Origin of the sequence: Cellulosimicrobium sp. TH-20, from assembly GCF_002105775.1 — a bacterium.
GTDB lineage: Bacteria > Actinomycetota > Actinomycetes > Actinomycetales > Cellulomonadaceae > Cellulosimicrobium > Cellulosimicrobium funkei.
Genome location: NZ_CP020857.1, coordinates 2,683,490 through 2,696,533, shown reverse-complemented (window position 1 = coordinate 2,696,533; position 13,044 = coordinate 2,683,490). Strand labels below are relative to the sequence as shown.

The following is a 13,044-nucleotide window of genomic DNA, read 5'->3' as shown; positions in this document are numbered from 1 at the left end:
CACCATGACCGGACCCGCCTCCCCCGACCCCGACCCGCTGGACGCCTCGCACCGCTCGTCCGCGGCCGACTTCTCGGCGAGCGGCGACGTGCAGCCCGGCGAGACCCCGCCCGCGGAGGACCAGGTGAGCGCGCCGCAGGGCCACGAGGAGCACGGCCCGCACCGGGCCGTGCCGTGGGTCTGGATCGGGGTCGTCGGCGTGGTCGCCGTCGTGACGGCCCTGTTCTTCGTGGGCTACGCCGTGGGGCTGCTCGACTGAGGTCGGGCCGCGCGCGGCGCGGCGACGCCGAGCGAGCGCACGTCCCACCCGGCGACACGCCACCGCGCGCCGTCGACGGCGTTGCGCGCGTCCACGAGGCGCGGCGACCGCACCACGTCGGCCAGAGCACCGGGGTCGAGGTCGCGGTACTCGTCCCACTCGGTCGCGAGGACCACGACGTCGGCACCGGTCGCCGCCTCGCGCGCGTCCGCGGCGTACCCGAGCTCGGGGGCGGCCGCCTGCGCGAGCGCGAGCGCCTGCGGGTCGGTGACGACGACGTCGGCCCCCTCGGCGGCGAGCGCCCGGGCCAGCGCGAGGGCGGGCGAGCTGCGCACGTCGTCGCTGTCCGGCTTGAACGCGGCGCCGAGCACCGCCACGCGTCGCCCAGCGAGCGAGCCGCCGCACGCGGTGCGCGCCAGCACGACGGCGCGCTCCCGGCAGCGGTCGTTGATGGCGTCGACCTCGTCGAGGAACGACACCGCCGGGCCGACGCCGAGCTCGCGCGCCCGGGCCGCGAACGCGCGGATGTCCTTGGGCAGGCAACCGCCGCCGAACCCCAGGCCCACGCCCAGGTACTCGCCGCCGATCCGGCGGTCGAGCGCCATGGTGCCGACGAGCGCGACCGCGTCGCCGCCCGCGGCCTCGCACACCTCCGCGACCGCGTTGGCGAACGAGATCTTCGTCGCGAGGAACGCGTTGGCGGCCACCTTCGCGAGCTCCGCCGTCGCGAGGTCGGTCACGAGGCGGGGCACGCCGTCGTCGAGCAGCCGCGCGTAGACGGCGTCGAGGCGCTCGACGAGCGCGTCGCCGTCGTCGGGCACGCCGTAGACGAGCCGGTCCGGGTGCAGCGTGTCCGCGACCGCGTGCCCCTCGCGCAGGAACTCGGGGTTCCAGGCGAGCCGGACGCCGTCGGGCAGGTCCGTCGCGAGCCGGGCCGCCGTGCCGACGGGGACGGTCGACTTGCCGACCACCACCGACCCCGGGCGCAGGTGGGGGCGCAGCGCCGCGAGCGCGGCCTCGAGCTGCTGCAGGTCCGCGACGCCGCTGCCCGCCGACTGCGGCGTCCCGACGCACAGGAAGTGCACGTCGGCGACGCCCGCGTGCGCGACGTCGGTCGAGAACGTGAGCGACCCCGCCCCGCCCGGCTCGGCGAGGAGCGCGGCGAGACCCGGCTCGAAGAACGGGGCGCGGCCCTCGGCGAGCGCCGCGACGCGCGCCGGGTCGACGTCGATGCCGACGACCTCGTGCCCCAGGCGCGCGAGGGCCGCCGCGTGGACCGCCCCGAGGTAGCCGCAGCCGTGCACGGAGACCCTCATGCCGGCTCACCCGCCCCGCCGGCGGCGCTGCCGCGCGCCGCACCGACCGCGACGGGCGTCTCGCCGCCGTCGGCGCGGAACCACTCGACCGTCCGGGCGAGGCCCTCGGCCCACGGCGTGCGGGCGCGCCAGCCGAGCGTGCGCTCGGCGAGGCTCGTGTCCGGCCGACGGCGGCGCGGGTCGTCCTCGGGCAGGTCGACGTGCACGATCCCGCCGTCGCTCCCCGTCGCCGCGAGCACGTCCCGCGCGACGCGCTCCACCGTGAGCTCCGTCGGGTCGCCGAGGTTCACCGGGCCCGGGTGGTCGGTGCGCGCGAACGCGAGGATGCCCTCGACGAGGTCGTCCACGAAGCACACCGACCGGGTCTGCGACCCGTCGCCCGCGACGGTCAGCGGCTCGCCCGCGAGCGCCTGGCGCACGAACGTCGGGACCATGCGGCCGTCGTGCCCGCGCATCCGCGGCCCGTACGTGTTGAAGATCCGCACGATCCCCGTGTCCACGCCGCGGCTGCGGCGGTACGCGGCGGTGGTCGCCTCCGCGAACCGCTTGGACTCGTCGTAGACGCTGCGCGGCCCGACGGGGTTCACGTGGCCCCAGTAGTCCTCGCGCTGCGGGTGCACCTCCGGGTCGCCGTACACCTCGGACGTCGAGGCGAGCACGAACCGCGCCCCCGCCCGCTCGGCCAGCTCGAGGCCGTGGCGCGTCCCCGCCGAGCCCACGAGCAGGGTCTCGAGCGGGAGCCGGAGGTAGTCCACGGGCGAGGCGGGCGACGCGAGGTGCAGCACGAGGTCGACCCGCTCGGGGTCGGGCACGTCGATCCCGGCGCTGACGTCTCCCTCGACGAACCGGAACCGCGGCTCGTCGCGCAGCGCGTCGAGGTTGCGGACCCGCCCGGTCGACAGGTCGTCGACGCACACGACCTCGACGCCCTGACCCACCAGCGCCTCGCACACGTGGCTGCCCACGAACCCGGCACCGCCCAGCACGACGGCGCGGCGCGCGGTGCGGGCCGCGCTCGAGGTCTCCGGGGTGTCGCTCATGCTCGTCTCCTCGCGACGGAGCGCGACGCAGGCACGCGGGGACGTTCCGTCCCGCCGGTCGCGCTCGTGCGGACGGGCTCGTGGCTGGACCCGGGGCTCCCACGCTCACACGCCTCCTGTCGGCTCGCACGGCGGCTCGCACGCCGTGCCCGTGCGGGTTCGTCCGGGCGCACGGGACGGGCGCACGTGGCGGGCGCACGGTCCGGCACCGGACGCGAGCGACCCGAGGTCGTGGCACGGTGACGCGGTGAGCGCACCGACCGCACCCCAGCAGCAGGCCACCGACCCGGACACGAAGCTGTCCCGCTCGGTCGGGGGACGGCTCCTGTACCTCTTCATCCTCGGCGACGTGCTCGGCGCGGGCGTCTACGCGCTCGTCGGCGAGATGGCCGGCGAGGTGGGCGGCGCCGTCTGGCTGCCGCTCCTCGTCGCCCTCGGCCTCGCCCTGCTGACCGCCGGGTCGTACGCCGAGCTCGTGACCAAGTACCCGCAGGCCGGCGGCGCGGCCGTGTTCGCGGACCGCGCGTTCCGCAGCCCGCTCGTGTCGTTCCTCGTCGGGTTCTCCATGCTCGCCGCGGGCGTGACGAGCGCCGCGGGCCTCTCCCTGGCCTTCGCCGGCGACTACTTCGCGACGTTCGTCGACGCCCCCGACCGCCTCGTGGCCGTGCTGTTCCTCGCCGTCGTGGCGGCGCTCAACGCGCGCGGCATCAAGGAGTCGCTGCGCGCGAACGTCGCGATGACCGCGATCGAGCTGTCCGGGCTCGTGCTCGTCGTCGTGCTCGCCGCCGTCGTGCTGGGGCGCGGCGAAGGGTCGCCGGGCCGCGTCACGCAGTTCGCGGAGGGCACGACGCCGGCGCTCGCCGTCCTCGCGGCCGCCATCCTCGCGTACTACTCGTTCGTCGGGTTCGAGACGTCGGCGAACCTCGCCGAGGAGGTGCGCGACGTGCGCCGCACCTACCCGCGCGCGCTGTTCGGCGCGCTCGTCACGGCGGGCGTCGTGTACGTCGCGGTGGGCGTCGCCGCGGTCGCGGTCGTCGACCCGGAGACGCTCGCGGGCTCGACCGGGCCGCTGCTCGAGGTCGTCGACGCGGAGGGGTCGGTGCCCGCCTGGGTGTTCTCCCTCGTCGCGCTGATCGCCGTCGCGAACGGGGCGCTGCTCACGATGATCATGGCGAGCCGGCTCGCGTACGGCATGGCCGAGCAGGGCCTGCTCCCGGCCACGCTCGGGCGCGTGCTCCCCCGCCGCCGCACGCCGTGGGTCGCGATCGTCGTGACGACCGTGGTCGCGATGGGGCTCGTGTTCACGGGCGACGTCGCGGGCCTCGCCGAGACCGTCGTGCTGCTCCTGCTGCTCGTGTTCGCCTCGACGAACGTCGCGGTCCTCGTGCTGCGGCGCGACCCCGTCGACGCCCCGCACTTCCGTGTCGCGACGGTCGTGCCGGTGCTCGGCGTGGCGTCGTGCGTCCTGCTCCTGACGCAGCAGGACGCCGTGACGTGGCTGCGCGCGGGGGTCCTGCTCGCCGTCGGCGCGGTGCTGTACGGCGTCATGCGCTGGACCCGCCGGGCCGCGGACGCACGCGCGGCGTGACGGCGCTCGGCTCGGCTCGGAGGAGGACCGTGGACCCGATCGGCCGAGAGCGTCGCCTGGTCCGTGCCGCCCGGCTCCTGGCCGCCGGCGTCGTGCTGCCGCTCCTCGCCTGGTGGCTCACCACCTGGGAGGGGAACTACCATCTCGGCTCGGTCTGGCACTACGTCAACCAGGCGGAGAGCCGGGCCGAGCCGTGGAGCGCGGCGGCGATCGAGTCCAACCGGGAGCACCTGGTGGCCGCCGCCCTCCTGGCCGTCGCGGGCCTCGTGTGCCTCGTCGCCGGCCTGACGGTGGCCGTCCGGGCACGGCGCGTCCCGGCGGAGGACCGCGAGCAGGACCGCTAGGAGAACGGGACGAACGGGGGTTGCTCCGGTCCTGACAGCGTCGACTGGAGCACGAGCGCCACGGTGAGCACCGCGACCGGGATCGCCGCACCGAGGAGTGCGCACCGAGCCGCGACCGAGGCCGTCAGCCCGGCGCGAGCCCCGGCGCGGACCGCCAGGCCGACGGCGGAGAGCGCGACGACCAGCAACAGGACGGCACCGACCAGCGCGCGGACGGCGACCGGCCGGTCGGGCACCCCGTCGAGCAGCCCGCTCGACCCGGCGTCCAGCCACCACAGCTCCCACAGGTACTCGCTGGCCGCCCGGCCCAGCAGCACGGTGGGCACGGCGGCGGCGAGCGCGGCACCTCCCACGACGAGCGCGGCACCCCGCCGACCTCGACCCGGCCCGTGCTCCGACCCTGCGCGTGACGTCATGGCGGAAAGGTACCAACAGCGCAGAACGGACGAGCCGCGCTGTTCCCGCGACAGCAGACCTCCGTCCCCCTGGGTGGCCCGACGTGCCGCCGTCAGAGAGGCGTCGCCCCGCCGACCGCCTCCGACGCGACGAGCTCGGCCTTGAACCCGGCAGAGTTCTCGAGCCATCCGGCGTAGTGGTCGGGACCACCGGCGTGCGGGTAGCGGTCGTGGTAGAGCGGGCGCCACCCGTGGCCGGGCGCGGCGACCATGAGCGCGTCGACCGTCGCGGGAGCACCGGCCCGGAACGCGAGGTGGTTGACCCCCGGGGCGCGGCGGTCGTGCGTCGCCCCGGTAAGGTTCGGGGACGTCGTGAACGTGAGGTAGGCCCCGCCACCGGCCCACGACTCACCGTCCGGCCACTCGCTGCGGCGCGAGAACCCGAGCGCGCCCAGCAGCCAGCCCCACTCGGCTCGGGCCGTCGCGAGGTCCGCGACCCAGATCTCGACGTGGTGCAGCCCGGTCACGGCACGCACCGCCCGCTCCCGGCGAGCACCCCTCAGCCGTCCGCGGGCCGGGCGACCGAGCCGCGCACGACGAGGTGCAGCGGCAGTACGGTACGCGCGGGCGGGACCGCGGGCGGGGTGCCGGCCATCGAGCGCTCGATCGCGTCCATCGCGGCGAGCGCGAGCGCCGCGACGGGCTGCTCCAGCGTCGTGAGCTTGGGGCGCAGCCACTGGCCGACGCGGATGCCGTCGCACCCGACGACCGAGAGGTCCTCGGGGATGGAGATGCCGTGCAGCTCGGCGGCGCCCAGCATCCCGACGGCGACGATGTCGCTGCCGACGAACACGGCCGTCGGCGCGTTCCCGGGCCGCGTGAGGTAGGGGAACGTCGAGGCGCCGAACTGCTCGGTGTACGGCCCGTGGCGCACGAGGTCCGGGTCGACGTCGAGGCCGGCGTCGTGCATCGCGTCGACGTAGCCGCGCAGGCGGTCCTGGGTCGTGGACAGCTCCGCGGGCCCGGCGACGTGGGCGATGCGCCGGTGCCCCTGCTGCACGAGGTAGCTCGTGGCCTGGTAGGCGCCGCCGTAGTTGTCGACGGTGATCGTCTCGACGGGCAGGTCGAGGTCGACCTCCTCGTCGATGACGACGACGGGCAGCCCGTCCGCGACGGCGCGCGCGAGCCGGTCGTCGGTCCGGGACATCCCCACGTAGACGATGCCGCCGAGCGAGCCGTCGCTCGCGAGGAGCTGGCCCAGGCCGGACTCGGCGTCGCCGTGCCGCGTCGACAGCGCGACGACGAGCGGGACGCGGCGGTCGCCCGCGAGGCGCGCGACCTCCTCGGCGAGGGCGGTGAAGAACGGGTTGACGAAGTCGGGCACGACGAGCGCGACCACCCCGGTGCGGCGCTCGTCGTCGCGCGCCGCGGGACCGGGCGCGGGGACGACGTACCCCACCTCGCGGACCGCGGCGTCGATCCGCGCCGCCGTCTCCGGCTGGACGTTGAGCTGCCCGCGCAGGTAGCGCGACGCCGTCGAGGCCGACACGCCGGCACGTTGCGCAACACGCGTGAGCGTCATGGCTCCCCTTCCTCGGGGCGGTCCCCCAGATCCCCTGCACTCTACCGGGAGCGTCGGGCCGCGCACGGTGTTGACAGCCGCGCCGCTCGCCCCCTACGGTCTTGCGCAAAGCTACACAACGTTGCGCAACGTCGTCGAGGACGTCGCCGCGCGACCTGATCGCAAGGAGGCCGGGATGAGCCGGGTTCTGCTCGCCGGGGAGTCGTGGATCAACGCGACCACCGACTACAAGGGGTACGACGCGTTCCCCCACGCCCAGCTCGAGATCGGGTGCGCGCGCCTGCTCGAGGCGCTGGCCGCCGAGGGCCACGAGGTCACGCACCTGCCCTCGCACCTCGTCGCCGAGGACTTCCCCTCCACGCTCGACGAGCTCGACGCCTACGACGTCGTGATCCTCTCGGACATCGGCGCCAACTCGCTCCTGCTCCCGCCGGTCGTGTTCTCCCAGGGGCGCCCGTTCCCGAACCGGCTCAAGCTCCTCGCCGAGTGGGTCCGCCGCGGCGGCGGCCTCATGATGGCCGGCGGCTACCTCAGCTTCCAGGGCTTCCAGGCCAAGGCCAACTACCACGGCACCGCGGTCGAGGCCGTCCTGCCCGTCGACATCCTCCCGTACGACGACCGCGAGGAGACCCCCGAGGGCATCGGCGGCACCCTGACCGACGTCGAGCACCCCGTCACCGCCGGCCTCGACCGCGAGTGGCCGATCCTCCTCGGCTACCAGCGCCTCACCGCCAAGGCCGACGCGACCGTCCTCGCCACCATCGAGGGCCGCCCGCTCGTCGCCGTCCGCAGCGAGGGCGAGGGGCGCACGCTCGCGTTCGCCTCCGACATCTCCCCGCACTGGGCCCCGCGCGAGTTCATGGACTGGGCCGGCTACGGCCCGCTGTTCGGCCAGGCCGTCACCTGGCTCGCGGGCTGATGACGCCCGAGGTGGTGGTCGTCGGCAGCCTGAACATGGACCTCAGGCTGACCGTCGACCGCCTGCCCCGCTCGGGCGAGACCGTCTCCGCGACGGGCCTCGTCCGCTCCCCCGGCGGCAAGGGCGCCAACCAGGCGGTCGCCGCCGCCCGGCTCGGCCGCCGCGTCGCCATGGTCGGCGCCGTCGGCGACGACGACGACGGCCGCGCGATCCGCCGCCGCCTCGCCGTCGAGGGCCTCGTCCTCGACGGCCTCGCGACGGCGGACCGCCCCACCGGCGTCGCCGTCGTGCTGTGGGAGCAGCCCGAGTCGACGATCGTCATCGAGCCCGGCGCGAACGCCGTCGTCGACGAGGCGTTCGTCACCGAGCGCGCCGACCTCGTCCGCGACGCGGCCGCCGTCCTGTGCCAGTGCGAGACGCCGCTCGGCGCCCTGCGCGCCGTCGCCGCCACCGCGGCGGGCACCACGGTGCTCAACCCGGCGCCCGCCGTCCCGCTGCCCGCCCCCGTGCGCGCCGCGTTCCGCGTGCTCGTGCCCAACCGGTTCGAGCTCGCGACCCTCGTCGGCGCGAGCGACGAGCCCGTCGGCACCGACGCCGTGCTCGCCATGGTCCGCGCGCTCGACCACCCCGGGGACGTCGTCGTCACCCTCGGGGCCGACGGCGCGCTCGTCGTCCCCGCGGGAGGAGCACCCGTCACCGTCCCGGCGGAGCGCGTCGACGCCGTCGACACGACCGCCGCCGGCGACTCGTTCTGCGCGGCGCTCGCGGACGGCCTCCTCCACGGCGGCGACCTCGTCGAGTCCGCCCGCTGGGCGGCGCACGTCGCCGCCTCCACCACCACCCGCCACGGCGCCGTCGACTCCCTGCCGCGCGCCACCGACCTGGCCCCCGAGGGCACCAGGATTCCGCTCCACAGCTAAGTCCGACGTACCGTCGGAGGAAGGCACGGTCACGCAATGAAGCACACCACGCCGGCGACCACCGGTTCCCCGTCCGGCACTCAGGGAGGTGCTGTGAGCCCGTCAGCCCGCCGCAGCAGGGTCAAGGACACCGCGACCGCCCTGCTCGTCGTCGCGACCGTCCTCGCGGGGGCCCTCGGCCCCATGCAGGCGGCCGTCAACGGCCAGCTGGGCAAGACGATCGGCGACGGGCACGCCGCCGCCCTCATCTCGTTCGGGACCGGCCTGGTCCTCATGTTCGTCGTCGTGTTCGCGCGCCCCGCGACCCGACGCGAGGCGCTCGCGATCCCCGGCCTGATCCGCTCGCGCACCATCCCGTGGTGGAACTACCTCGCGGGCCTGTGCGGGGCCGTCATCGTCCTGTCCGAGGGCGTGACCGTCGGCGTCCTCGGCGTCGCGACGTTCCAGATCTCGCTCATCTCCGGCCTCGTCATCTCGGGCGTCATCTGCGACCGCCTCGGCGTCACGGCGTCCGTCAAGCAGCCGCTCACCACCACGCGCCTGCTCGGCGCGGCGCTCGCCATCGCGGCGACCGTCGTCGTCATCTCGCCGAGCTTCTCCGTGCCGCACACGATCGTCCTCGCGATCATGCCGTTCGTGGGCGGTCTGCTCGCGGGCTGGCAGCCTGCCGGCAACGCGGCCGTCGCCGACGTCACCGGGTCGATGCTCGTCTCGATCGGCTGGAACTTCCTCGTGGGCTTTACCGCCCTGCTGATCGCCTACCTCGTGCGCGCGGCCGTGGGCGGCGTCGACTTCCAGCTCCCGAGCGAGTGGTGGATGTACCTGGGCGGCCCGCTCGGCCTGCTGTCCATCGCGCTCATGGCGCTGCTCGTGCGCGGCCTCGGGCTGCTCCTGCTCGGCCTCGCCTCGGTCGCGGGCCAGCTCGTCGGCTCGCTCGTCCTCGACGCCGCGATCCCGGCGCTCGGCCACACCGTGCACGTCGCGACCGTCGTCGGCACGGTCATCGCGCTCGTCGCCGCCGGGATCGGCATGATCCCGTCCGGCAAGGCCGCGCGCGCCGATGGCCCGGACGCCCCCGGTGGCCCGGACGGACCCGACGCGGGCGTCGCGGCGGCCGTCGCGGGCGGCGAGGCCGGCGAGACGAGCGCGCGATGAGCGTCACGCCCGCCGGCCACGTCCAGACGGTCACCGGCCGCGCCGCGGCCGCGGACCTCGGCCTCACGCTCCCCCACGAGCACCTCTTCAACGACCTGTCCGGGGTGCTCGACCCGCCGAGCTACCGCTTCTCCGAGGCGGTCGTCGAGGTCCCGGTCTCCGCGTCGGTCGCGTGGGCGCTGCGCCAGGACCCGTACTGCTGCGCGGACAACATCGCCGACAAGCCGGTCGCCGCGGTCGCGGCGGAGCTCGAGAGCTTCGCCGCGCTGGGCGGGCGCACGATCGTCGACGCGACGTCGAGCGCCGCGATCGGGCGCAACCCCGAGCGTCTCGCGGAGGTCGCGCGCCGCACGGGCCTGCACGTGGTCGCGGGCTGCGGCGCGTACCTCGAGAAGTTCGAGGGCGACCGCATCGCCGCCGCGGCCGTGGACGCCCAGGCGTCCGCGATCGTCGCGGAGCTCGCCGACGGGATCGGCGGGACCGGCGTGCGGCCCGGCATCATCGGCGAGATCGGCGTCTCGCCGTCGTTCACGCCGGGCGAGGCCGCGTCGCTGCGCGCCGCGGCCCTCGCGCAGCGCGAGCACCCGCACGTCGCGCTCCAGGTGCACCTGCCCGGCTGGCAGCGCCGCGCGCACGAGGTGCTCGACCTCGTGCTCGACGAGGTGGGCGTGCGCCCGGAGAAGGTCGTGCTGTGCCACATGGACCCGTCCGCCGACGACCCGGGCTACCAGCGGTCCGTGGCCGAGCGCGGCGTCTGGCTCGAGTTCGACATGGTCGGCATGGACATCACCTTCCCGAAGGAGGGCGTGTCCCCCGACCCGCACACGACCGCGACCGCGGTACAGCGCCTCGTCGAGGCCGGTCACGCGGGCCAGGTGCTGCTCAGCCACGACGTGTTCCTCAAGCAGATGTGGGTGCAGCACGGCGGCAACGGGTTCGCCTACGTCCCGACGGTGTTCACCGAGATGCTCGCCGCGCGCGGGGTGCCGCGCGACGTGCTCGCGCGCCTCACGCACGACAACCCGGTGGCGATGCTCACCGCGTGACGCGACGCCGTCCGCCACCCGCACGGCCGGGGCCCGCCAGGGTCCCGGCCGTCGGCGCGCCCGGGACCTCCGGCCCTGGTCACGGCGTCGCGCTCTGAGAGGATCGGCGCATGAGACGACGTGCCCTCCCGACCCTCGTGGCCGCCGTGGCCGCCACCGCCCTCGTGCTCGCCGGCTGCTCCGGCGGGTCCCCGGAACCCTCCGCGCTGGACGCCCTGCTCGACCGCCACGACCTCGCCGGGCTCAGCGGCCAGGAGGTCGTCGACCGCCTGGAAGGGCTCGAGACCGCCGACCGGCCGACCGACCTCGTGGCCTCCGTCCGCGCGGCGGAGCTCGTGCTCGCCGACGAGTCGTACGAGACCACGGTCCCGCTGCCCGAGGACACGTTCTACCTCTCCGTCGCGCCCTTCGTGGACGAGACGCACGAGTGCTTCTACCACTCGCTCACCACGTGCCAGGGCGAGCTCGCGGGCGAGCCGGTCTCGGTGACGGTGGTCGACGCGGCCACCGGCGACGTGCTCGTCGAGGAGGACACGACGCTCGGCGCCAACGGGTTCGTGGGCTACTGGCTCCCGCGCGACGTCGACGCGGAGCTGCGCGTCGAGCACGACGGCCGGGTCGGCACCACGACCGTCTCGACGCGCGACGACGACCCCACCTGCCTCACGACCCTCCAGCTCGCCTGACGCGCAGCGGGCGCGCCCGGCGGCGTCCCGCTCCGCGCACGACGACGCCCGCCGCACCGGGGTGCGACGGGCGTCGTGCCTGCTGGGCCGGGGAGGCGTCAGGCGGTGCCGCTGAAGTCGACCACGAGCTCCTCGGTGACCGTCTCGCCGTCACGCTCGGCGGTGGCGGTGACCGTCACCTGCCCCGCGGGCACCTCGACGAGGCGCGTCGCGAAGGCCTGGTAGGCGTTCTTGGTCGGCGCGACGGCCGCGAACTCCTTGGTCCCGTACGGCGTGGTGACCGTGAGGTCCACGGCCGTGTCGTCCTGGTTGACCACCCGGACCGCGAGGTACTGCTTGCCGCCCATGGTGCGCAGCTCGGCCTCGGCCGAGAGGTCGAGCGCGGGGCCGTCGTCGACGAGCGCCGACTGCCAGTCGACGAGGTCGTCGATCTTCGTGCCGAGCAGCGCGCGGTCGCCCGCCGCCGCCGACAGGTGGTCGACGAGCGACCGCGCGCCGCCGAGCACCTGGATGGCCGTCGCGGGGTCGTCCGCGTCGGCCGCGCTGCGCGCGCTGCCGAGCAGCGACGAGATCGCGCCGGCGATGACGCCGTCGCCCACCGCGGAGGTGTTCAGGCCCGCCACGAGCTCGTCGACCTCGCCGAAGGTGACGCAGTTGCCGCCGCCCTCGACGACGCCCGCGGTCCACTCGACGCCCTTGAGGACGTGCTCGAGGAACAGCGGGTCGGTCCACGAGGCGTCGGTGTGCCCGGCGCCCTCGTACCAGGAGCGACCGCCCTCGAAGTTCTGGCACCACGCGATCGGGTGGTCCTCGCCCATCGCGTTGTTGCCCGGGTTGTACGTCGACTCGTCGAGCGTGATGAGGACGTGGACGTCCTCGCGCGGGTTGGTCGTGTAGTTGTACCACTCGTCGAACCGCTCCCAAACGGCGGGCAGGTGCGCCGTCGAGGGGTGGCCCGGGCTCTCGACGCGCATCGTCGCCGTCTGCTGCTGCGGGTGGCTGACGAACCGCGCGCCGCCGCCCGTGAGCTGGCTGTACCAGGGCACGGTGTGCATCGTGTCCGTCGCCGCGTGCAGGCCCACGAACCCGCCGCCGCCCCGGATGTAGCCCTGGAACGCGGCGAGCTCGGCGTCGTCCAGGAGGCGCGGCGTGGCCGGGTTGAGGGAGTTGGTGTTGTCGACCGGCGACGCGAAGACGATGGTCGCGTACTGCGCGAGGTCCTCGGCGCTCGTGAAGGGCGAGGAGTCCATCGTCAGGTCCGGCTGACCGGGCGAGCCGTTGCCCCACCACCCCGCCGAGCTGTTCGGCGGGTCCCACACGTCGACCGTGAAGCCGTTGTCGGCGCCGAGCTCGATGAGCGCGCGCGTGGTGTCGTCGATGTGCGAGTGGCGGAAGCCGAGCGTCTCACCGACGACGAGGATCTTGTAGTCCTCCTCGTCGGCGGCCGCCGGGCCCGCGGTCATGAGCGTGGCACCGCCCACGAGCGGCAGCGCGGCGGCCGCAGCCACCGCCCGCCGGAACGTCATGCCGCTGAACAAATCCATGCGTGCTTCTCCCTCGTCGTCGAGAGCGCGAGCCGGAGGGTCGCCGACGGCGACCCCACGGGGCGACGCGCGCACTCCTGCGTGCGTGGACGTCGGCTGCTGCCGATGCAGCGAGTTTTGACGGCAGGCGCACAAAAGTCAAGGTTTCAACGACTCGCGACTGCGGTTTCTCACCCCGGCTCGCGGCGCGCGTCGGGCCGGGACCGGGCCGGCCGCGGGGCACAGCGAGCGCACAGGGTCACCACAGGCA

The 13,044-nt window shown here is 75.1% G+C and carries 14 protein-coding genes; 8 read left to right on the top strand and 6 right to left on the bottom strand.

Translation table 11 applies throughout. The features are described from left to right. Nucleotides 1–4 precede the first annotated feature (4 nt). Complete coding sequence (locus B8281_RS11890) at nt 5–259, top strand: DUF6480 family protein (protein ID WP_043654002.1); 255 nt, start codon at nt 5–7, stop codon at nt 257–259. Here the strand turns inward: B8281_RS11890 and B8281_RS11885 are convergent. Both B8281_RS11885 and B8281_RS11880 read right to left on the bottom strand, forming a co-directional pair. Continuing rightward, complete coding sequence (locus B8281_RS11885) at nt 235–1,575, bottom strand: UDP-glucose/GDP-mannose dehydrogenase family protein (protein WP_085387820.1); 1,341 nt, start codon at nt 1,573–1,575, stop codon at nt 235–237. The genes B8281_RS11890 and B8281_RS11885 overlap by 25 nt on opposite strands. Beyond that, on the bottom strand, nt 1,572–2,615 hold the full coding sequence (locus B8281_RS11880) for an NAD-dependent epimerase/dehydratase family protein (RefSeq protein WP_085387819.1): 1,044 nt from the start codon (nt 2,613–2,615) through the stop codon (nt 1,572–1,574). The genes B8281_RS11885 and B8281_RS11880 overlap by 4 nt, the downstream gene beginning before the upstream one ends. A 247-nt stretch (nt 2,616–2,862) precedes the next feature. Between B8281_RS11880 and B8281_RS11875 the strand changes: the two genes are divergently transcribed. Both B8281_RS11875 and B8281_RS11870 read left to right on the top strand, forming a co-directional pair. Then, complete coding sequence (locus B8281_RS11875) at nt 2,863–4,203, top strand: APC family permease (protein ID WP_085387818.1); 1,341 nt, start codon at nt 2,863–2,865, stop codon at nt 4,201–4,203. Nucleotides 4,204–4,232: 29 nt separating this feature from the next. After that, nucleotides 4,233–4,547, top strand: a complete 315-nt coding sequence (locus B8281_RS11870) for a hypothetical protein (RefSeq protein ID WP_076404730.1) — start codon at nt 4,233–4,235, stop codon at nt 4,545–4,547. Here the strand turns inward: B8281_RS11870 and B8281_RS11865 are convergent. The 3 genes from B8281_RS11865 to B8281_RS11855 all read right to left on the bottom strand — a co-directional run bounded on the left by B8281_RS11865 (nt 4,544) and on the right by B8281_RS11855 (nt 6,491). Further along, on the bottom strand, nt 4,544–4,963 hold the full coding sequence (locus tag B8281_RS11865; RefSeq protein WP_157446621.1) for a hypothetical protein: 420 nt from the start codon (nt 4,961–4,963) through the stop codon (nt 4,544–4,546). The genes B8281_RS11870 and B8281_RS11865 overlap by 4 nt on opposite strands. A 92-nt stretch (nt 4,964–5,055) precedes the next feature. Further along, entirely contained in the window at nt 5,056–5,469 is a 414-nt protein-coding gene (locus B8281_RS11860; protein ID WP_085388741.1) for a VOC family protein, read from the bottom strand. A gap of 32 nt (nt 5,470–5,501) precedes the next feature. Beyond that, the gene (locus B8281_RS11855) at nt 5,502–6,491 is read right to left on the bottom strand and encodes a LacI family DNA-binding transcriptional regulator (RefSeq protein ID WP_198163226.1); all 990 of its coding nucleotides are present in this window, start codon (nt 6,489–6,491) and stop codon (nt 5,502–5,504) included. Between the two features lie 208 nt (nt 6,492–6,699). Here B8281_RS11855 and B8281_RS11850 point away from each other — a divergent pair, with 208 nt between their 5' ends. From B8281_RS11850 to B8281_RS11830, 5 genes are all read left to right on the top strand, one after another. Then, on the top strand, nt 6,700–7,443 hold the full coding sequence (locus B8281_RS11850) for a glutamine amidotransferase (protein WP_021483621.1): 744 nt from the start codon (nt 6,700–6,702) through the stop codon (nt 7,441–7,443). A 35-nt stretch (nt 7,444–7,478) separates the two neighbouring features. Beyond that, a complete protein-coding gene (locus B8281_RS11845; RefSeq protein ID WP_198163061.1) occupies nt 7,479–8,363 on the top strand; it encodes a ribokinase in 885 nt (294 codons plus the stop codon). Between the two features lie 93 nt (nt 8,364–8,456). Further along, nucleotides 8,457–9,518, top strand: a complete 1,062-nt coding sequence (locus B8281_RS11840) for a DMT family transporter (protein WP_232322555.1) — start codon at nt 8,457–8,459, stop codon at nt 9,516–9,518. Beyond that, complete coding sequence (locus B8281_RS11835) at nt 9,515–10,564, top strand: phosphotriesterase (RefSeq protein WP_085387813.1); 1,050 nt, start codon at nt 9,515–9,517, stop codon at nt 10,562–10,564. The genes B8281_RS11840 and B8281_RS11835 overlap by 4 nt, the downstream gene beginning before the upstream one ends. Before the next feature lie 110 nt (nt 10,565–10,674). Then, the gene (locus B8281_RS11830) at nt 10,675–11,250 is read left to right on the top strand and encodes a CueP family metal-binding protein (RefSeq protein ID WP_085387812.1); all 576 of its coding nucleotides are present in this window, start codon (nt 10,675–10,677) and stop codon (nt 11,248–11,250) included. A gap of 98 nt (nt 11,251–11,348) precedes the next feature. Here the strand turns inward: B8281_RS11830 and B8281_RS11825 are convergent, their stop codons facing one another. Next, complete coding sequence (locus B8281_RS11825; protein ID WP_085387811.1) at nt 11,349–12,794, bottom strand: ThuA domain-containing protein; 1,446 nt, start codon at nt 12,792–12,794, stop codon at nt 11,349–11,351. Nucleotides 12,795–13,044: the final 250 nt, after the last annotated feature.